Below are 19130 nucleotides of genomic sequence, written 5' to 3'. Positions count from 1 at the left end.
GACACAATTTGCACTCTCGCGAAACGTGTCGCGACCTATGGTGTTTGCCGTTCGACGGCTTCGTTGACCTTCTCCGCTGCCTTGCTGGCGGTGTCGGCGGCCTGTACCGCTGAGTTCGAGGCTTCCTGCACTTTCACGGCTGCATCCTGCGTCTTCTCGGCCAGGCTGTTGAGGCGAACGTCACGCTTGCCCAGCGCAGCGTCGTAGGCGGCGCGCACCTCGGCGAGCTGCTTGGTCTGCTCACTGCTGGCTGACCACACGCCGGCCTGGTAGCCGAGGATCAGTCCGCCGGCGAGCAACAACGCGGCGATCACCCAGATCTCAGCCCGGCGCCACCAGCGGCGAGCAATGAACTCCATTGCGCATCTGTCCATCAGTTGATGCCTCCCAGCTTGGTACGCAGACTGGCGATTTCTTCGCTCTGCGAGGTTACCGTTGCGGTGAGCTGTGCGACGTGACTGGTGAGGGCTTCAATCTTGCCCTCCATCCGACCTACCGCAGCGGCGAGCTCGTTGCGCTCTTTGGCGAACTGATCGGCACGGGCCTCCGCTTCCTTCCGGGCGGTGCGCTCTGAGTCGAGGAGTTCATTGAGGCGGCGGACGGTGCCGATATCGGCGTTGTCCATGGCCCGGTCTGCAGCATCCTTCGAGAGGAACTTGCGCAGCCAAAGGAAGGCGCCCAGCAATACGGTTCCGGTACCGCCCAGCCAGGTAGCTGTGCCTGGGCCGAGGTCAGTAGGGTCCATCCGATACTCCAGAAACGAAAAACCCCGGCAATCGGCCGGGGTCAGGAATGGTGAGCAACAATAAATGTTTAAACGGTTTCAGCCTTGCTTTTGAGAACGTTTGCAATTTTGTCCATCGAACTGCGGTATGCGATGGGGTCATAACGAATAATACGCTCGCCACCGACAAACTCACTGCTGTGAATAGTAGGATTGCCATCCACTGAACTCAGAGCGAGATCAACTGATACCTCACGAACAATTCCCTGTGAAGCGTCAGGTAGCGCCACGGTGATCGTGAAGGGAATCGAGCGCTCCTTCTTCTCGTAATCCGATGGATCAAAAGCCGAATTAGTGCCTATAGATTTTCTCTGAGTGACTGTCACGTAGTGACACTCGCGGCCTTCCAGAACGTAGGTTGGCGACGGCAGCTCCAAATATTCAACAAACTGCTCACCAAACTTCTCAAGGAGCTTAACAAGGTTGCTCCAGTAGATACGTTCTCGACTTACTGCCGAACTGGAAGCGGCCTGGAGATCGGAAAAATTAGGCATCATGTGATCCTTCTGTGATGGCCAAATAGCATGTCACGAATCCAGGGCACAAAAAAGCCCGACGCAATGGTCGGGCTTTCTCTATTGTGTCGCGCTTGAAAAGCTGAACACGGTGCCATGAAAACAGGTGTTTATCCGCGTGGAAAGACTTTTTTACGCAGCCTCTCTAACTCGTTCCAGCGCGCAGTCAACCCAGGCAACACCGGCCTTGATCACTTCCCGCGCTTTGGCTTCACCGATGCCAGCCGCCCGGGCAATTCGCAGCGCAGGCCACTTGGCTCCGAAGTAAAGCCAGATGAAGTCGCCCATCTGCGTATCTCGATTGATCAGGCGGGCAACCGCGCCGTCGACAATCAGCGCCAGGTCATCGGTCAGGCTGTACTCCTTGACCCCGCCAGTGCACGGAGTGTTGTCTCGAATCAGCGCATACAGCGGCGACACGTAGCTTGGCACGCCCATGCCATCCATGCGCCAAAAGCCCCACTGTTCCAGCAGCCACTCAGTGTCGCCCAGAGCCTTGCCCACATACGTTCGTTTTTTCATGCTGCCTTCCTCGGATTTGGCTCATCCATGCCGAACAGCTCCCGCAGCAGCTTGTCAGCGATCTTGTTTTTTGCGTTGCCTTCGGTGATCCAGCGCCGGGCGAAGTCCTCGAAGCCCAAGTTGGCGCGGGACGCGTGCCAGTCGGCAATGACGTCCATGAACGCCGCCGAGCCGATTCGGCCATTGGTCTTTTCCAGCAGCAGACGATTCCCTTGTTTCAGGAACTGGCACTCGACTGGGGTCAAGCTCTTGCGCGGCAGCGCCGCCGTTACGTTACTCATCGAGATTTTCCTCTGTACTGACTGGCGAACGAGCGGCCCATTTCGACCTCCTCGTTGCTCGGCTCACGGTTGCCGGCGAAGTTGACGAAGCGGGCGTACTGGCCCTGCTGCTGAACGAGACACGAACCGACTGGCGCGTGCCTGCACTTGGGCATGATCAGCTCGGTAACGCCGTTCTGGCCCTCCTCCGAGTCCGCGTCACGATGAACGAGGATGATGCAGTGGGCGTCCGCCTCGATCTGTCCGGAGTCGCGCAGATCCGAGGCGATCGGCTTCTTGCCCGGGCGCTTCGTCGAGTCGCGGTTGAGTTGCGCCAGCAGAATCACCGGCACTTCCAGCTCCTTGGCGATGTTCACGATGCCGGTCGAGATCTTGCCAAGCTCCGAGGTGCGGTTGAACGACTTACCGTCAGAACCGATCAGGCCGATGTAGTCGATCACCACCACATCAAGGCCGTGCGTGCGTTGCACTTGGCGCGCGATGCTGCGGATTCGTGCCACCGTGAGCCCGGACTTGTCGCTGATGAAGAGCGGTTTATCCATGATCTTGCTCACCGCCGAGGTCAGTCGGGGCCAGTCATCGTCCTGCAACTGGCCGTCGTCAAGCTTCCGCAGATCAACCCCGCCGATTGACGCCAGCACACGGTTCCCCAATTCCTCCTCGGGCATTTCCAGGGAGAACACCATGCCTACACCGGCGCCGCTGCACGCAACGTGCTGTGCGATCTGCAGCCCAAGCGTGGTTTTGCCGCTCCCCGGCAGCCCGGCCACGATGGTGACGGTTTTCTTTCGCAAACCGCGGATCAGCTTGTCGAGATCAACCAGCCCAGTCGAAAGACCAGACTCCAGTTGACCATTGAACTTGGAGTCGATCACGTCGATGTTGCGCTGGATTACCTCATCCAACCGTTTGTAATCCGGTTCTCCTGTCTGCAGGTCTCGCAGATCCGCCATTGCCTGCTGTGCGCTGGCGATGATTTCGGCGACAGGCCGATTCTCGGTTGCCAACTCCCGCACCGCGTCGGCAGCGTCCACCAAGCGGCGCAGCACGGCGCGCTCGGTCACAACCTTGGCATAGGCCTTCCAGTTGGCGGTACTGGGTGTGTTGCGCGCCAGCTCGGCGGCGTAGGCCAGTGTTCGGGCGCCGCTTGGGAGATATTCGGCGAAGTCGTGCAGCGTTACCGGGTCGACTGGGCTGCCGGCCGCATGACAGCCAATCATCGTTTGGAACAGCGCAGCATTCTCCGGATCATGAAAGTCCGCCGCCGAGACCTGGCTGGTGATGGCGTCGAACAGCTCGCCATCCAGCAGCATCGCCCCCAGCAGAGCGTGTTCAGCCTCATCGCTGAACAGTTCGCGATATTCACTCATGCGGTGGCCCTCATCGAAGACCAGCTGAAGCCGACGGCCTGACCACCGTTCTGGCGCAGGCGATCGAGCGCGCGGTCGCCGATGAACTGGTCGAGAGCGTTTGCCGGCAGGTTGGACACCACCACAGTGGGCAGGACAAGCTGATACCGGCGATCGATGACTTCGTGGAGCAATCCCAGTTCGTACTCGCTCCCCTTTTGCGCGCCGATTTCGTCGATCGCCAGCAGGTCCAAACTCGCCAGTTCGTTGATCACGTCGCGCTCGGTGTAGTCAGCGCCGCGCACCATCGCGCCCTTGGCGATGCGGATGATCTCTGCGGCCGAGACGATCAAAGCTGCGGCGCTGAACTTCCGGATGACCTGCTGAACGATCCCACTGGCCAGATGCGTTTTCCCGGTGCCGACGTTGCCGGACAGGATCAGCGAGCGGCCGGCGCGGTAGTTCTCTTCGAACTGATCAATGTAGGACTGGCAGGTCGACAAAGCGCGGACCTTTTCCAGCACCGCACCAGTGGTGAAGTTATCCAGCGTGCACTCGGCAAACCGCGGCGTAATGCCCGACCCAATCAGCAGCTCGTTCAGCGTCGTTGCTTTACGGCGGGCCAGCGCCTCGGTGTGAGCTTCGCTGCGTTTGTCGGCGGTGTTCATCGCCTCCCACTGGCACCGACGGCAAGCGCGCACCAGATAGGTGCCGTCGAACTGCTCGACCTCAGCACCATCGACCGTGCCATGCACCGGGCACTGCGCCTCGAAGAAACGAACATCCGGCACGCGGCTGAATTTAGAAATTGGTTTGGCCATGTGGCACCTCCGGATAAGCGTTTGCTTCGTGTTGCGGCAGGTTGGTGAAGGTCGATGTTTTCCCAGTCGCCGGAGCGAGCTCGTCATGCCAGCGCTCGCCGTTGAGCCAGGTCGAGGCCATCGGCACGTACTGCCCGTCGTCCTTCGTCCAATCTCGGGAAAGGCGGTGACTGCCCAATGCGCTCATCAAGGTTTGTCGCAGTTCGGTGCTTGGTTTGAGCTTGTCCCATGCCTTGCGAGCGTTCGTCTTGGCTTTTTTGTTCGGGTACAGCTTCCAGAACACTTCGAAGGCCTCAGCCAATTCCACTCCCGATGTGCACAAGGTTTTAGGTTCTTTGACTGGTTCAGAAGAGTGACTGGTTCTGGTGCTTTCTGGGCCTACACCCCCTGTAGGCTGTGTGCCTACACCTGTGCTTTCTGGGCCTACAGGGGTGCTTTTTTGGCCTACAGCCCAAAGGTTGAGGAAATACAGATTCGTTGAGTTGCCTTTCGGGCCTTCCCGGTTCTCGATACGCAGCAGCCCCTGCGCCTCAAGCTGCTTGATGTGCTTGCGTACCGTGCTCCTGTCGATCTCGCACTGGTCGGCGATGTGCTGATAGGACGGCCAGCACTCGCCTTGATCGCTGGCGTTGTCGGCCAGCTTGACCAGCACCAGCTTGCGCAGCGGGTTTCCGACTTTCGTTTTCATGGCCTTAACCATCAGATCCATGCTCATAGTCAGATCTCCAACTCGGCGCATACGCGGCGAATAAAGGAGTCGTACCCCTCTGCCATCACGAGCCCCTGATCTTCCAGCGCTTGGCGGTAGGCCTTGGCCGATCCATACAGAACCCAGCGATCGCGTTCTGGCAGCCCCCTGAATTGGCTGTAGCTCGGCCACGGCCCGGCGATTACCGACACGGGGCCTTTCTCGGCGGTTGTGGTTTGCGGGAGGCGGTTCATTGCAGCGTCTCCCCTGGCTTGCGGCCGATATGGGCTGCCATGGTTTCCATTGAGCCGCCAGACAGACGCAGGACCAGAAGGCGAAGCACGGTAGTCGCGTTGATGGCCTCCACTGCTACGGTGGCTGAAATCGCCGCGTTGGAAGCTGCAATTGTCGCGTTTGTCCCAAGCCTGATCTGGTCGCTCGAATTGAAAGCAGTGCAGGCCAGAGCGAGGTCGCTATGCTCCGCGAAGAATTCTGGCGGTAATGGTTCGATCAACGATTTTCGGGTCGGGATCATCATGGGCGGAGCCTCCTTCCCAGCCAGCAGATATTTGCTCGCGGATTTCCAGTGATCATCGGAAACCTTTTTGGCATCCGCGCCTGTCCTGCGCTCGAAGAGAACCTTGAGCGCCCAGTAAGCTTCGATCAGGCCCAAGTACACATCGTCCCGCTCTTCGATCTTTCCGCCCTCCTCGACAAACTCGGTGGCGTCTTTCACGCTTTCGAAACATTTCAGCAGCAGTGCCGCATCGGCGAACTTCTCGAAGTACTTCTGATCGATTGTTTCGGACTGCGCGGGCTTGGGAAAATCAATAACTTTGCTCATGCGGAAGTCCTCTGGCGCAGCTTGAACCGGCCTTGCTGAATATCGGGATGGGTGGCTCGCTCGGCCGTGACGAAAGTGCACTCGGCAGCAAACCGGTCGAAGCGACGGGTGATGTCGGCTGTTGGCCAGATCGCGTATGGCTGGGCGCCGTCGTCGGCGTGGGCACTGCGCACCATGGCGAACGGCAGTGGCGCGCCGGGGACATCGCGCATCACGGCGTTGACCACCCACGGCGGGATGCCATGGCGCAAGTTGATGCGCTCGCGGATGGTGGTCATGGATTCGAAGCCGGCCGGGCGCGAGTCGAGGTAGCGAACCTGCTCTACGTTGGCCACGCGCGTCTCGATCCCGGCCACGGCCTGCTCGGTCTGGTCTTGGCGGCGCTCCATGTCCACCAGCAGTTGGGCGTTGGCGAGCAGTTGCTCGGCCGGGCTCAATTTCCGTTGGTAGCCGCCCGTCTTGCGAATGCTCGGCAGCACTTCTCCCACCACCCACTCTTCGAAAGCCTCAGCCGCTGGCATTTGCGAGCGCATCACCAGTCGATAGAGATCACGCTCGGGGATGACCTTGACGTTCCTGACCTGACCCGCCATTTCGGCGGGGTAGGTTTTGGCGGCCTTGCAGTGCGTCCGAACTGCCTTATCGGTATCTACATATTCGAGAAGCTCGGCCACGTCCTTGGCGACAAACCAAGGTTCACCCTGGGCATCGGTGATTACGCGGATCTCAGCGCCACTGAAATTGAAGGGGGTCAGGTTCATTGGGCACCTCCCGCGGAATGCCCGCGCGGGAAGAGGCACTCCTCAACGGCGGTCGCACTGCCATCCGCGTTCGTAGTGACAAAGACTTTTCGCTTGAGGCCTAATGCCTTACTGATGGTCGTCGGAGAAACGCCAAGCAGGCGCGCTGCATCTCGCTGGCGGCCCTTGGCGAATGACTCCAGTGACACTCGGGACGGAACCAAGTGATCAATGAGTGAAGCGGGCGTGCTGTTCGCGAACGCTTTTTCAGTGCGTTCTTCCAGCGTCTTGACCTCGCAGTCGAGCTGGTTATGCCAGTCATCCGCGTTGTACAGGGCCAAGTCCGCTACCTTGGAATATTGCTGGTCATTACGGCGATCGAGCTGATCTCGAAGCACGTAGAGAACCCCGCGCAGCCAGTCAATTTGCTCCATAGCGCAAGCGATCTGAAAAATGGCGTCCTGAGCAATCTGCTTTTGCTCGTTCATGCTGCACCGCCTTGGCCCTGCGCGGCCTCGATTCCGGCGTGCGAGGCATAGACGAGCGCCAGCGCAGCATCAGCCGCCAGATAGACAAGAGTCGCTTCGTGCGTGCACTCCGAGACATTCATGAGCGACCGCAAACCCGCGCAAACCGATTCCAAATAGCTGCTCGCTGCGTCGAGAGAGTCAACTACCGGAACCCCACCAACGGCTGCCAGAACAGCGTGATTGCCGCTCACACAGTGCTCATGCTCGAGCGTAAGGATTGGAGTCTTCATTGTGCGACCTCGCCATCAGCTTCCGCGCCCTTTTGAACTGACCAAACCAGCGCGCTGACCGTCTCGGCGAGGAACCCCAGCGCGGCCATGCCATCGCAATACGCCAGTTCGCCGATGTTCAAGCTGTCGTGCATGTGGCGGCAGATCTGGCCCAAGCCGGAAGAAAGCACCTTCGCGGTTTGGAGTGCATCCTCCGCGTTCGTGCCAGGTGCAACGTTGAGCAATTGAATACCCCGGTTATCGATTGGGGTGTCACAGAAGCCGACAAGGGCCGTGACCAGCTCTTGCGATGCGAGTGGGTTGGTGCTATTTTTTGGGTGCATTGATTCGCCTCCTAAAGACGAAGTAGTACGAAGACCCCCGTGAAGGGTCTGGTTAAGAAGCCCGCCTGCGAAGCGGGCTTTTTTGTGCCTGGCGTTTAGGTTTCCCCATCATCCACGACACAAAATTAATGCAACCCCCTCCCCTGAGAGGGTCGTCACCTACCCGGGACGGGCTGGCGGAATAGTTGTTCGAGCGCGCATATCACATCTCCAAAAATTGCAACTCACACCTACTAGTGCGAAGGCAGAGGGGCCCTATAACGATTAAAATTTTCGCGACCCCCCCGCATGTCGCCCATAAGCACAAAGTTGTCGCATTTTCGGAAAATCCGCGCATGCGCAGAATTTCGTCAGCTCCATATCCAGTTCTAGGAAGTGAGCGTTGCTTTTAATTGAGCAGGTAAAAACGAACCTTTGGAAGTCGCTGAGGAGTCCCTGGCGAGGGACTTCCTTTATCACTGAAAACGTGCAGACCCTGAAGATATCCATCAACCGAGGGCCTCAGGAGGGGCGAGTTCTTTGGCGAGCCGCGAACTGGATGGATTCACAGGTACATCAGCCCCTGACGCGGCAGAGCCTGCGGGTTTATCATTTGCGCATTGGCTGGACGCGCTACGCCGCTTCTGTCCAGGGAAGGGCTTTTCTTCAAGAGCGGACAAGCTGCCGTCATCGGACACGGTCACAAAAATGGACCGCCCTTCACGGATAGCTTTACTCAGAGAGCCCTGACTCATTCCGAGCTTTTCGGCCGTCCCTGCGTGTCGCTTTGCTGCGTATTCAGCAAGAGGAATTCGTTTCACCGAAATGACTCCACAATTTTGGTTCTATTTAAATAGTGCTGGCGGGATTTTTTAAAGTCAATGCTTGCGGCATTTGAATTTCAATGCCGCCGGCCATAGGGTGCTCGGATGAAAAAGAAAGATCTCAGCGATGTTGCTCAGCAGGAGTGCGCCGCGCTTAAAGCCATCTTCATGGCGAAGCGTAAGGACCTTGGCTTGACGCAAGAAAAGGCGGCCGCGGCCCTTGGTATGAACCAAGGATCGTTCAGTCACTATTTGAACGGGCGCAATGCCCTAAACACGCCGTTTGCCGTGCAGGTTTCTCAGTTACTTCAGGTGCCGGTGGAAGCCTTTAGCCCACGAATTGCCAAGCAAATTGCAATGATGACCGCAGCGGTATCGGGTGAAGGGCTTTACGAAAAACACAAAGGGGAAAGGTCAGAGCACGCCAATTTAGAGCTTGCAGTACAACCGTGGCGAGCCCCAAGGAGATATCCATTGATTAGCTGGATAGCAGCGGGAACCAGGGCGGAATCACCAGACACTTTTGCCACAGGGAGCACTGAGGAGTATTTGGCTTCAACCGAAAACGCAGGGAACCACGGTTATTGGTTGGACGTGCGCGGCCCATCAATGACCTCGACGACAGTTCCTAGCTTTCCGGAAGGCACAAAAATATTAGTGCAGCCAGAAGGCTTCGATCTGATAAGCGGTAAGTTCTACGTGGCTCGCCATCGCGACGGTGAAACCACTTTCAAGCAGTACCTGAACGACGCTGGTTGCGGATATCTGATGCCGCTAAATCCGACGTTCAAACCCTTAGAAATTGACGGAGACTGGGAAATCATCGGGCGAGTAATAGACGCAAAAATCCCTGGCCTGTAAAAAATAATCCCGCAAGGATTGACACCGTTAAATCCCGCCAGCACTATAGCCACCAGAAACCAACTTTGGTCATGGGTGGCCCATCATGCAATTCATCAGCAACGGTACTTGGAAAGGAAACCTCGGGCTTGGCCTCGCTGAACGCGAGTTGTCCTGCCTACTTGCCGTTGCTGCTGGGCATACCGACAAAGAAATCGCACAGAAAGACGGCCTCTCCCCTCGTTCAATTAAAGGCCGCATCGAATCCTGCATGCATAAGCTTGGCGTATACAAGCGCCCAGCTCTCGTGGCGGAAGCATTCCGCCGAGGGCTGATCAGCCCGATGATCATCGCCTTGTGCGCAGTTCTTGTTGGCCAGTCGGCCACCAATGACAATTCATTTAATCGAATCCGTCGCCCAGGTGAGCGCCGCATCGAAACCCGCGTGGCTGTGCGCCGCATTGAGGTCGCCCTCTCCGCTTAACCCAATCTGATTTTTCGCGAAAGCCAACAACGCGGCCGGGATTCGCTCGGCCTTGAAAAAGCTTCTCCCAACTCAAGGAGCAGGACCATGTTGATTCTTACCCGCCGATCTGGCGAGACGATCCGTATTGGCAATGACGTCAGCGTCACTGTTTTGGGTATCACTGGCCAGCAAGCGCGCATCGGGATATCCGCGCCGGAGTCGGTCGCAGTACACCGTGAGGAAATTCACCAACGCACTCAGGCAGGCATCCCGAAGGATCAACAGCTGATGCACATCGATGATCGCGTCCGGATGGTCAACGCCGAACCGGCCTTCCTCACGGTCGTGTTCAAGCTGCCGAGTCTGAGCGAAGCGAAAGCCCTGCTCGAACACTTGCCTTTCCGTGAAAAAGCCCTGGGCACCGAAGCAGAAGTATTCGGGTACTCGGCCGGCAATCTGATGGAGAGCACCCCATGCGAGCAATGATCATCGCCGCCCTGCTGCTGATTGCCGGCCAAGCCGGCGCCAGCGAACAAGTCATCAGCGTCCAGCACGACAGCGAACGCGGCGTTACCTGCTGGATTCTGAACAACACGGGCATCAGCTGCTTGCCGGATAGTTCGCTCCCACAGAGCGGCTCTGCCGAGCGTGAGGCAGGCAGGGCGTCTCAGGCCAGTTCAGTGACTGAGAAAGGGCTTTCGGTGGCCACTCCGCTCCCACAGGATGAGAGGTTCAAACTATGAACAGCCCGAACAGTTTCCTGGAACGTGACCGTGAGAGCGTCACAGCGGGAAACGAGTTTGCAAGCCTGGGCGCCCGCCTCGTTCGTTTCGGCCAGGCCCTTCAAGAGCCCAGCACCACAGTCAGCGAGCTGGCCAAGTTAGCTGGCGCCTGCGGGATCTCGCTCAAGCTGCGCGCGGTAGGTGAATCGGGAGATGGTAAATGACCAAGCATCTGGCAATTTCCCCAGCGGCACTGCCCGCAATCGGCCAGCCATTCGCCGGCGGCTTCTTCGCTGGACGCCTGTTCTTTGGTGGCGCTGAGCACGCGCTCATCGACGCCGGTCGCGAGTTCGAAATGCCCGCGCAATGGTGGGACCGGATAGGCCCGCGACTGAGCGTTCGCGGCAGCAAGTCGTACCACGACGGTTTGGCTAACACCCGGGCAATGGCCGAGGCCGGAAGCGCGATCGCGCAGAAGGTGCTGAACATGTCGATCCGTGGGCACCGGGGCTGGCACATCCCGGCGATTGAAGAGCTGCAGGTGATGCGCGCCAACCTGCTGCAACTCGATCCGTGGGGCAAGCACTGGCCTGCAGATGGTGCGGGCGGGCCAGCTCAGGCATTCGCATTGCGCGAGTACTGGTCGAGCACGCAGAAGTCATCCGCCGGCAGTGCTTGGTGTCTCCACATGCTGCCCTGGTGCACACCGGACACGAACTGGACGAGCAAAGAAAAGGCTGTGCGGCCGGTGCGCACGCTGCAAATCAAGGCCGGCGCCTTCGTGCACGCGCCATCGACAGACGCGCCAACAGCAGACACGGATCTGCGCGGGCTTTCCAACTCGGCGGCGGTGGCCAGCGTGATCGAGCGATTCGTGAACGAGGATGCTGGCAAATTCTACGGGCGCACCGATGCGCTGGTGGCAGAGCTGGCAGCAATTGCAGGAGCTGGCGCATGAGCAGCCTGGGGAATTGCAACAACATGGCGACACGAATCGCGAAGGATGGAAACGTGTCGCGACACGATGAGCGGTGAAGCTATGCGCTACGTGACTGTCAGGAAATTTGCCAGCGAATCTGGCTACACAGAAGACGCGATCCGCTCAAAGATCCGTGACGGGATCTGGCGGCTCGGTGAGATATGGATCAAAGCGCCGGATGGCCGGACGCTTCTCGACATAGAAGGATATGAGTCATGGGTAGAGGCGGGCGGGGAGTTCGGGCAGTCTCCGATTCGAGCATCGAAATCACGTTCATGTATCGGGGCGTCCGGTGCCGCGAGCGGATCACGCTCAAGCCCACCGCCACTAATCTGAAGAAAGCCGAGCAGCACAAGGCCGCGATCGAGCATGCGATATCGATCGGCACCTTCGACTACTCGGTAACCTTCCCTGGCTCGGCCCGGGCGGCGAAGTTCGCGCCCGAGGCGTCGCGCGAAACCATGAACGGCTTTTTGACCAGGTGGCTCGAGGCGAAGAAGAAGCACGTCGCGAGCAGCACGTTCGATGGTTATCGAAAGCTGGTCACCCTCCGCCTGATCCCGGCGCTGGGCGACACTATGCTCGTGGATCTGAAGCGCAAGGCGGTGAGGGACTGGCTGGACACACTGGAGGTGGGCAACAAGACGCTCAGCAACATCCAGAGCTGTCTCCGCTCCGCGCTAAACGATGCGACTGAGGAGGAATTGATCGAGCAGAACCCACTGGCGGGTTGGACCTATACGCGCAAGGCTGCGCCGCCGAAAGAGGACGATGTCGATCCGTTCAGTCCCGAGGAGCAACAGGCGGTGCTGGGCGCCCTCACCGGCCAGGCGCGCAACATGATGCAGTTCGCCTTATGGACAGGCCTGCGCACTAGCGAGCTCGTTGCACTGGACTGGGGCGATATCGATTGGCTGCGGGAAGAGGTCATGGTGAGTCGCGCAATGACCCAAGCTGGAAAAGGAAAGGCCGAGACAACGAAGACTGCTGCAGGTAGGCGCAGCGTGAAACTGCTTCGTCCTGCGATGGAAGCGTTGAAAGCGCAGAAGGCGTACACGTTCCTTGCGGACGCTGAGGTGTTTCAGAATCCCCGCACGCTTGAACGATGGGCGGGAGACGGCCCGATCCGTAAAACAATGTGGGTGCCGGCGATGAGGAAAGCTGGGGTTCGGTACCGCCGGCCGTACCAGACTCGCCACACCTACGCCTCGATGATGCTGTCGGCTGGTGAGCATCCGATGTGGGTCGCCAAGCAAATGGGACATACCGACTGGACAATGATTGCAAGGGTTTATGGCAGATGGATGCCAGCGTCAGATACAGATGCCGGGGCGAAAGCAGAAGCTATATTCTCTGCCTCACCCAAGATGGAAAGATCCAGTTCAAATTAGCTATCGCCGGAATCTTTCGATCCTTTGGTTTTGCCGTAATGGAACCCCCCAAAAGCGCCGACAGCCACACCACCGACAAGCTTGGCAAGATCCATAACCAGCTCTTTGGCGCCAGCCCATATCGCAAAGCCAGAAAAAGTCAGAACGAGCAGCATGACCACGCCCACAAACCAGTAACGATGGATTAGATGGTCGTTGAATCGACTAAATCGCTCCTTATGAAATTCGCGCTGTGCTTCGATCGTCGCCAGCGCGATTTTTTCGCGAGAAGCAATTTCTTCACGCTTGACGTCTTGCTCGCCCCGACGAACGTCTATCTCCTGCTGGCCTGCTTCAACCATCTGCTTTACTGCAACCATGAGCGCTTTCAGCTCTGGTTTTTCTGGTAACTGATCCTTGTTATCTTCGCTCATCCCAGACTGACCTCATAAGTCGGCGTTCGTAGCTCGACTTCAAATTCACCGAAGCTATCAGATCCGATCCGTGGCAGGATGAATTCAGCAGAGATGATCTCGTCTGCATGGCAAGTTGCCAGGTCTACGTACTCTTCTGCCGAAATCCTTTTCTTTCCATCTAGGAGAAAGGCGTCATAGAGCGATCCGTGCCTGTTGGTCGAACGCATTTTGTAGCACCTCCTTGACACAGAAACCCGAGGTCAAGATGACTTTCGGGCCCGTAATTATTTCATGCTCAATATTGGTAGAACTGCAGTGGCCTGTCAATGCAACCACGTGCGTACGCAGCGCAATGACAGCAGAATGACAGCTTGGCGGCTCAAGGCCACGGTTTACGGTTAGAAGACGGGGGTTCAAATCCCCCGGCCCACCAACTCGATGAAGAAGACGCCTTAGGGCGTCTTTTTTTGTGGCTGTGATTTGGTGCAATCAAGGAGACGGCCAAGCAACCAACAGTCGATAAGTATTCAGCGGTGACAATAGCGACCAAGCCCGAGCCAAGGAAAAATGACTCGATGAGGTAGGGTTCCAGCTAGCGCGAGAGCCCAATACCTCGAATGACCGTGTTAGCCTTAACCCAACTTTGCCGCAACAGCCTGATGGGTAGTCTCGCCATGATTAACGAACACCCGCATGCACACGACCTCGATTTTTCAGAGATGATGAGAATCAAAAGGCTTTCACGTAACCGGCAGGTTGAGGCTGTCTATTCAGCTAGCCCACAATCCCTAGACTTAGCATCTGAAAGTGCAAAAGCAATCCTTCGTGGAAAGACTGGCTCAATCGCCCGCCCAAAACGTTTCACTGACATGAGCGATTGTTGAACGTCGGCAAGCCTTCGCTATCAATTGGGATAGGAGCTGTAGCAGGCCACGTTAAGCGCGGCCCTAGCCTTGAAAAATGTCCCGCACGTTGACTGCCCCTGCCAGCGACGTTGCAAGTCATTCGCCCGCGAAGTAGTCACTGTCGAGTTGCTTCACTTCGTAAACTTGCTTGATGCTCACGCCCAGGTTGTTTTCTACCATCAGGCGCGCCAGTTCAACACCGTCGATCAATACCACTTTGATATCCAGCCCGAGCGCTGCTGTGCGAGCCCCTTCAGAAAAGTCCGAGGTGGTAATAAACACGCCCTTTCGTGCACGCTGTCGAGTCAGGGCGCCTATAAACTTGTCGATTTCGGGGCGATGAACAGTGTTGGCCCAGCGCTTGGCCTGCAGATAAATCACATCAAGGCCTAGCTTGTCTTCTTTGATGATGCCGTCAATGCCGTCATCATTGGTCGCTTGGGTCGCCTTACCAGCCTCTTTGCGCGAGCCGCCATATCCCATGGCGATCATGAGATCGACGACCAACTGTTCAAAGAAGCTAGGGCTGGCCAGCCTAACTTGCGTCAGCAGCTCATCTGCCAAAGACTGCACCAGTGCCTGATGCGCCTCTGCTAGTTGCTCGTCTGGAGTGGTTTCGGCAACACCAACGTTCAGCACAGCGGGGACATCATCTGCTTGCGCTTTGGCAGTATGAAATTCTGCGAATTCGGGATACTGCTTCAGCCAGCTAACCGTGATGCGCTGCGGGCCATTGGCTAAGGCGTCAAGGCCTCGCGGAGTAATTTGCACCATGCCCTTGGTCGGAATGCAAAGCAGCCCAGCTTTATTCAAATAGGTACGAGCCCAGCCCACTCGATTGTTGATCACCGTCTGATAACCGGAAGGCAGGCGCTCCTTGCGTTCGTCCTCGGTCAGCTGAAACTGATCGGCTACACGCTCGCGCAACTCATTTAGCGGCAGCGTCGCACCGTTCTGTACAGTGCTCAACACAGGGCGCATCACACTTTGAAAATCCGGAATAGCCACTGTTGCTCCTTAATTTACCGCCTGCTTCAGACACCGCCCGTACGACTCTCATCGAGAGTAGCGACCGTTTTGAGCATCTTCAAAATTACTAGCGCAAACGCCCGGCTCTTCAGAAAAAAGGTGACAGCTTTATTTTCTTCAAATAAGTCTGTCACCTTTTCCATACCTACTGCGCTCAACAAAAACGCGCCTATGCGATTGAGTTCACGTATATCAGTGAACGCCAGACCGTTACATCGGTACCGTGGCTTTCTGGTTGCCTAGTCGGCTGTACACGTCCCGTTTTCTCAATGAGCCCCTCTCCGCGAGCCCGGCGCATCACTCCACCTAGAGCGCGCGCTTCACTTGGTTTCTGAAGTCCAGTTGCCCATATGTCGTCGGGTGTGAATTCTGGCTGCCTCTGAGCGACCTGACGCACTGCCGCGTATGCCATTTCGTTCCAATCGTTATCCGCCATATCAACCCCTAGACACCTTCCGAAAGAATATCCACAGCTCTTCAAGTAATCGCATGATGAATTATTCGCAGCATGCCTACCTATGAAATCACTCCGGTCCAACAAAATCCTTTTTAAACGGAGCAAGAGATTGGTCCATTAAAGGGTATTTTTTTGAGCCTAGCTAACACTCAATCGCGCCAAGCCCTAAGGACCTAGCAGCTGGTTCAAGCCAGACAGAGGACCCACTCCGTTACGGAGCATGAGAATTTTATCGGGCTCACTCATGAACCAGGCAAAAGACCCCCAAGCCAATCCTGTGGCGGTCTTCTTGAAGCCTGCCGACTCCCGATCCGCATATGCCGTGACAAAAGCGACTTGCGAGCGCTTGAAGCCGCCATTGTCCGTCAGGTCAAAAAGGGCATCTTGGCGGCGAGCGGTAATTGCGCCATCGGTAGCAACCACCTCAATAAAGACGATCAGGGGATTGGTCGGTCCGAGATCCACCAAAATCAAATCGGGTAGATTTTTATGCGCCTGAATGTCGAGTCCGATGGTCGAAGCCATGCGCAGGTCCTGCATGGCAACCTTGTTGCTCGACTCACTGAGCCAAAGCACAGCAGGTTTCTCCAGAAACTGCTTGGCAAATACCTCGACGACCGCCCTAGAAATCAACGAGCTAGGGCCATAGGACAATATGCGCGTTTCGCCATTAGGGAACTTTACAAGCACGCCTTCCTGGTCCGCAGCTCCCATGCGCATCAGAGAAATCCGCGCAAGCGCACCTTTATTCAGGTGCTCATCTTGCCACTTGAAAATAGCCTCCTCTAAATTCTCGTCTTGGAGTGCAGGGTCGAACAAGGCAGCCAGATCAGTTTTGAGAGCATAGCGAGGCTTACCGGATGTGGTGGGAACATCCTTGTCTTCCATGACGGCACCAACTGCTACAAGACCCTCGCGGAGGGTCTCGTCACGAATAGGCTCACGGGTGTTATCGGCGTACCACCGCTTGCCGGGAACCTCGTACGACTTCTTGCGCAAGTTAGATCTATAGCTGAGGCGCTCTTCATCGCTATCATTGGCCGCCTGTACATCGGTCATGCGATACACATGCACAGGCCCCAACCTAACGCTGGAGTGCTCCACAGCCCCGATATACAACATCGCAAATACAGCGCTTGCAGCTAACTCGCGAGTGCAGTAAATCCGATTCGGAGTGCCTTCCGGGAAGATAAGCGGGAGCCTTTCAGCGACCAGTTCCCTTGGTACGTAAGGTGGCAGCACTATATATCCCCTTCAAACAATCGATTGCATGCACTCTCAATGGATTCGCGATCAGCACCGGCATCGACCAGCCGAGCCAGCTCTACAAGTTCGTCGGGGCATGGCAGCGGCAGAGACTCCAGCTCGTAGGCAGAGACGGCGACGGACCCACTTACGCAGCGAAAAGCGCGGTCTGCAGCCGAGCTGTTGATAAATGCACCCAGCACATCGGCGCGAATCCTTGGTGATTCGATGATCGGCCGAATCATATTGACGTGATTCTCGATGACGACGCCGCCATGCTTTTCTAGGAACTCGGCAGGCAGCGCTGTGGCTATGAGGCGCCGACTTTGCTCCTTGGCCGTGGTGCGCTGCAGCAGAACGCAGGGCTTAGTGGTCACCAGCCAATTGTCCCCGGCCTTCAGCTCGAAGTATGGGGCATGATTTTTTTTATCCGCGCGGAATATGAAACGGCCATCGGCGGTGATTGCTTCAGCCCAGATCAGTGGCAGGCGCTTGCTGCTTGGGCGATGCGCAAGCTGACTCTTGAAACGGTTCCACACCAACGGTCCAGTACTTACGCCATAGCCCCAGTCGGCGAGACGGTAGGGCATGCGCGTCAGCCGTTGTACCAGAGCGCTCTGCTCAGTCGTACGCGGCAAGAGCCAAGGAAGCGATGAGTCGGCGGGGAGGACTATCTTGCCCGTCTGCTGGACATCCAACCCGTTCATGGATGGGGCAATTTCGGCAACAACGACTGGAGCACTGTCCGCGCCTTTTCGATATGTCGCCAGAGCTGTCTCCTGCAGCACGTCGTCAAAAACGCCCTTTCGAGCGGTAACGAAATCGATGGTCAGCGGCGGCGCTGAGCGCCCCAACAAGGCCCGTAGATTTTTAAAGTAGACGCCGGCTAGAAATGAGGTCGGGGTAACGTAGGCAATAACGCCGCCCAACTTGGTGTGACGTAGCGCCAGATCGGTAAACAGCCCATACAGGTTCGCGTGGCCATACAGCGAGCGCTTGTAACGGTCGCGAGTCTCGGCGTCGAGCTTGGCTCGGCCATATGGAGGATTGCCGATCACCAAATCGAAACGGTCTTTCGGCTGGCTGCGGCGAAGCGAGTCACAGACGGTAACCATAACGGGCAGCTTACGGCCCGCCAGCCGGCTAATCGGCAGTACCACAGCATCCAAGGTGACTTGGCTAAGCCAAGCCCCGAATGGATCAATTTCATAGCCGCGCAAGCGGTTGCCGATGCTCTGCATTAGAAACTTTGGGCTGCAATGCTTCTGTTCGTCCATGATCCGCTGGGCGATGGGTGCCAAAAAGGCTCCTCCTCCGCAAGCAGGATCAAGCACGCGACACTTCGCCCAGTCAACATTAGCTAACGTTACTTGGTCGAGCAGACGGGCAGTCAAGACAGGTGGAGTGTAGAAAATACCGTACTCCCCACGATGTACAGCTGGGAGCATACCGGTATAGGTGAGGCCAATTTGATAGGCGGCGGTCTCTGCATTAAATTTTGCGGCAGTGCGACCAATTGTTTCCGCGAGTGCGGCGGCAGCCTCTGGCAGCGGCTCGGTAGGGAATGGATGGAGCGGTGAACGTAGCTCTTGGGGGACGATGTCGACGCTGGTCAAACCACACCACCAAGCCTCGATCAGGCGCACACCAAATGCACGCGCAAGGGCTAGTTGGTGATCCACCGGGAAAGTGGCAACCAGGGCGCGAGCCATGACTCTAGCAGAGGCCAGCACCTGGCTGGGGGATTCCGCAGCCGTTTGGTCCGCTTGCTGTGCCTGTTTCGTCTGTGCCGTGTGAGCCATATTTCCCCCTTTTTCGCGGGCTGGGATTCTACAGGACTCAGCGTCCTACCAACCGCTTTTGTGCAAATTGCGTGATAAGTGACACCCAACGGATGCAGAAGAGCCATTACGCAACCATCTTCCAGTCGGAGTCAGGTCAAATGGTATGTAGCTTGTTCAGCGAGTTTCTGGTGGTGGCGTACCTATGGCGCTGTAAGTGTCTGCCATGAGTGAAATTGATGACATGGCGAAGAAGCTGACTTTAGACCGCATAAAGCCATAACTTAGGGGATAAGCCAACAGGAAATACTGGTTAAATATACAGCCATGCTGAGATGGCGCTTTTCCCCTAGGCCTGATAGCGAATCACTCGCAAACTACGGTTATCATTTTTTTGAAATCGGGCTAACACGCCCCGATGCGCACGACGTGAACTTTTCTTCACCACGCCCACCCGAGCAATCCCATAAAATCCCCCCGCTCATTCAAG

26 protein-coding genes and 1 pseudogene are annotated in these 19130 nt (G+C 57.0%); 7 read left to right on the top strand and 20 right to left on the bottom strand.

Translation table 11 applies throughout. The features are described 5' to 3' along the window. Nucleotides 1-35 precede the first annotated feature (35 nt). The 15 genes from BXA01_RS19805 to BXA01_RS19730 form a co-directional block, all read right to left on the bottom strand. On the bottom strand, nucleotides 36-374 hold the full coding sequence (locus BXA01_RS19805; protein ID WP_076565716.1) for a hypothetical protein: 339 nt from the start codon (nucleotides 372-374) through the stop codon (nucleotides 36-38). Continuing rightward, nucleotides 374-745: a chemotaxis protein gene (locus BXA01_RS19800; RefSeq protein ID WP_076565713.1), complete on the bottom strand. Its 372-nt coding sequence runs from the start codon at nucleotides 743-745 to the stop codon at nucleotides 374-376. The genes BXA01_RS19805 and BXA01_RS19800 overlap by 1 nt, the downstream gene beginning before the upstream one ends. 68 nt (nucleotides 746-813) lie before the next feature. Beyond that, nucleotides 814-1278: a hypothetical protein gene (locus BXA01_RS19795; protein ID WP_076565711.1), complete on the bottom strand. Its 465-nt coding sequence runs from the start codon at nucleotides 1276-1278 to the stop codon at nucleotides 814-816. A gap of 153 nt (nucleotides 1279-1431) precedes the next feature. Next, nucleotides 1432-1821 carry an antiterminator Q family protein gene (locus BXA01_RS19790; protein WP_076565708.1) on the bottom strand — a complete coding sequence of 130 codons (390 nt, stop codon included), beginning with the start codon at nucleotides 1819-1821 and terminating at the stop codon, nucleotides 1432-1434. Then, nucleotides 1818-2102 (bottom strand): hypothetical protein, encoded by a 285-nt coding sequence (locus BXA01_RS19785; RefSeq protein WP_076565706.1) that lies wholly within the window; start codon nucleotides 2100-2102, stop codon nucleotides 1818-1820. The genes BXA01_RS19790 and BXA01_RS19785 overlap by 4 nt, the downstream gene beginning before the upstream one ends. After that, nucleotides 2099-3472, bottom strand: coding sequence for a replicative DNA helicase (locus tag BXA01_RS19780; RefSeq protein WP_076565703.1), 1374 nt, complete (start codon nucleotides 3470-3472; stop codon nucleotides 2099-2101). The genes BXA01_RS19785 and BXA01_RS19780 overlap by 4 nt, the downstream gene beginning before the upstream one ends. After that, on the bottom strand, nucleotides 3469-4272 hold the full coding sequence (locus BXA01_RS19775; RefSeq protein WP_076565701.1) for an ATP-binding protein: 804 nt from the start codon (nucleotides 4270-4272) through the stop codon (nucleotides 3469-3471). The genes BXA01_RS19780 and BXA01_RS19775 overlap by 4 nt, the downstream gene beginning before the upstream one ends. Further along, nucleotides 4253-4987: a helix-turn-helix domain-containing protein gene (locus tag BXA01_RS19770; protein ID WP_076565699.1), complete on the bottom strand. Its 735-nt coding sequence runs from the start codon at nucleotides 4985-4987 to the stop codon at nucleotides 4253-4255. Before BXA01_RS19770 ends, BXA01_RS19775 begins: the two co-directional genes overlap by 20 nt. Nucleotides 4988-4989: 2 nt before the next feature. Then, nucleotides 4990-5214, bottom strand: coding sequence for a hypothetical protein (locus BXA01_RS19765; RefSeq protein WP_076565697.1), 225 nt, complete (start codon nucleotides 5212-5214; stop codon nucleotides 4990-4992). After that, the gene (locus BXA01_RS19760; RefSeq protein WP_076565695.1) at nucleotides 5211-5804 is read right to left on the bottom strand and encodes a hypothetical protein; all 594 of its coding nucleotides are present in this window, start codon (nucleotides 5802-5804) and stop codon (nucleotides 5211-5213) included. Before BXA01_RS19760 ends, BXA01_RS19765 begins: the two co-directional genes overlap by 4 nt. Further along, nucleotides 5801-6565 carry a BRO-N domain-containing protein gene (locus BXA01_RS19755; RefSeq protein ID WP_076565693.1) on the bottom strand — a complete coding sequence of 255 codons (765 nt, stop codon included), beginning with the start codon at nucleotides 6563-6565 and terminating at the stop codon, nucleotides 5801-5803. The genes BXA01_RS19760 and BXA01_RS19755 overlap by 4 nt, the downstream gene beginning before the upstream one ends. After that, nucleotides 6562-7032 (bottom strand): Cro/CI family transcriptional regulator, encoded by a 471-nt coding sequence (locus BXA01_RS26990; RefSeq protein WP_231990991.1) that lies wholly within the window; start codon nucleotides 7030-7032, stop codon nucleotides 6562-6564. Before BXA01_RS26990 ends, BXA01_RS19755 begins: the two co-directional genes overlap by 4 nt. Continuing rightward, on the bottom strand, nucleotides 7029-7304 hold the full coding sequence (locus tag BXA01_RS19745; protein WP_076565691.1) for a hypothetical protein: 276 nt from the start codon (nucleotides 7302-7304) through the stop codon (nucleotides 7029-7031). The genes BXA01_RS26990 and BXA01_RS19745 overlap by 4 nt, the downstream gene beginning before the upstream one ends. Continuing rightward, a complete protein-coding gene (locus BXA01_RS19740; RefSeq protein WP_076565688.1) occupies nucleotides 7301-7627 on the bottom strand; it encodes a hypothetical protein in 327 nt (108 codons plus the stop codon). Before BXA01_RS19740 ends, BXA01_RS19745 begins: the two co-directional genes overlap by 4 nt. A 488-nt stretch (nucleotides 7628-8115) precedes the next feature. After that, nucleotides 8116-8427, bottom strand: coding sequence for a Cro/CI family transcriptional regulator (locus BXA01_RS19730; protein ID WP_076565683.1), 312 nt, complete (start codon nucleotides 8425-8427; stop codon nucleotides 8116-8118). Nucleotides 8428-8535: 108 nt separating this feature from the next. Here BXA01_RS19730 and BXA01_RS19725 point away from each other — a divergent pair, with 108 nt between their 5' ends. The 7 genes and pseudogenes from BXA01_RS19725 (at nucleotide 8536) to BXA01_RS19695 (ending at nucleotide 12828) form a co-directional block, all read left to right on the top strand. Beyond that, on the top strand, nucleotides 8536-9291 hold the full coding sequence (locus BXA01_RS19725; protein WP_076565681.1) for a LexA family transcriptional regulator: 756 nt from the start codon (nucleotides 8536-8538) through the stop codon (nucleotides 9289-9291). 85 nt (nucleotides 9292-9376) lie between these two features. Further along, nucleotides 9377-9754, top strand: a complete 378-nt coding sequence (locus tag BXA01_RS19720; RefSeq protein WP_076565679.1) for a LuxR C-terminal-related transcriptional regulator — start codon at nucleotides 9377-9379, stop codon at nucleotides 9752-9754. Between the two features lie 87 nt (nucleotides 9755-9841). After that, nucleotides 9842-10006 (top strand): annotated as a pseudogene (gene csrA, locus BXA01_RS27340) (carbon storage regulator CsrA); the annotation flags it as partial. Between the two features lie 203 nt (nucleotides 10007-10209). Next, the gene (locus BXA01_RS19710; protein WP_076565675.1) at nucleotides 10210-10479 is read left to right on the top strand and encodes a hypothetical protein; all 270 of its coding nucleotides are present in this window, start codon (nucleotides 10210-10212) and stop codon (nucleotides 10477-10479) included. Further along, a complete protein-coding gene (locus BXA01_RS19705; protein WP_076565673.1) occupies nucleotides 10476-10682 on the top strand; it encodes a hypothetical protein in 207 nt (68 codons plus the stop codon). Before BXA01_RS19710 ends, BXA01_RS19705 begins: the two co-directional genes overlap by 4 nt. Beyond that, nucleotides 10679-11416 carry a DUF1566 domain-containing protein gene (locus BXA01_RS19700; RefSeq protein WP_076565671.1) on the top strand — a complete coding sequence of 246 codons (738 nt, stop codon included), beginning with the start codon at nucleotides 10679-10681 and terminating at the stop codon, nucleotides 11414-11416. The genes BXA01_RS19705 and BXA01_RS19700 overlap by 4 nt, the downstream gene beginning before the upstream one ends. Nucleotides 11417-11652: 236 nt before the next feature. Beyond that, nucleotides 11653-12828 carry an Arm DNA-binding domain-containing protein gene (locus BXA01_RS19695; protein WP_076565669.1) on the top strand — a complete coding sequence of 392 codons (1176 nt, stop codon included), beginning with the start codon at nucleotides 11653-11655 and terminating at the stop codon, nucleotides 12826-12828. On the opposite strand, the gene BXA01_RS19690 is transcribed toward BXA01_RS19695, so the two are convergent. From BXA01_RS19690 to BXA01_RS19670, 5 genes are all read right to left on the bottom strand, one after another. Continuing rightward, a complete protein-coding gene (locus tag BXA01_RS19690) occupies nucleotides 12825-13241 on the bottom strand; it encodes a hypothetical protein (RefSeq protein WP_076565667.1) in 417 nt (138 codons plus the stop codon). The two genes, BXA01_RS19695 and BXA01_RS19690, sit on opposite strands and share 4 nt — an antisense overlap. Next, complete coding sequence (locus tag BXA01_RS19685; protein WP_076565665.1) at nucleotides 13238-13450, bottom strand: hypothetical protein; 213 nt, start codon at nucleotides 13448-13450, stop codon at nucleotides 13238-13240. Before BXA01_RS19685 ends, BXA01_RS19690 begins: the two co-directional genes overlap by 4 nt. Nucleotides 13451-14224: 774 nt before the next feature. Further along, entirely contained in the window at nucleotides 14225-15136 is a 912-nt protein-coding gene (locus BXA01_RS19680) for a restriction endonuclease (protein ID WP_083957561.1), read from the bottom strand. Nucleotides 15137-15779: 643 nt separating this feature from the next. Beyond that, the gene (locus BXA01_RS19675) at nucleotides 15780-16856 is read right to left on the bottom strand and encodes a BsuBI/PstI family type II restriction endonuclease (RefSeq protein WP_083957560.1); all 1077 of its coding nucleotides are present in this window, start codon (nucleotides 16854-16856) and stop codon (nucleotides 15780-15782) included. Continuing rightward, complete coding sequence (locus BXA01_RS19670) at nucleotides 16856-18475, bottom strand: HsdM family class I SAM-dependent methyltransferase (RefSeq protein ID WP_231990989.1); 1620 nt, start codon at nucleotides 18473-18475, stop codon at nucleotides 16856-16858. Before BXA01_RS19670 ends, BXA01_RS19675 begins: the two co-directional genes overlap by 1 nt. Between the last annotated feature and the right edge of the window lie 655 nt (nucleotides 18476-19130).

The organism is Pseudomonas sp. B10 (assembly GCF_900156235.1).
GTDB lineage: Bacteria > Pseudomonadota > Gammaproteobacteria > Pseudomonadales > Pseudomonadaceae > Aquipseudomonas > Aquipseudomonas siliginis.
This window is presented reverse-complemented; position numbering and strand designations above follow the sequence as displayed.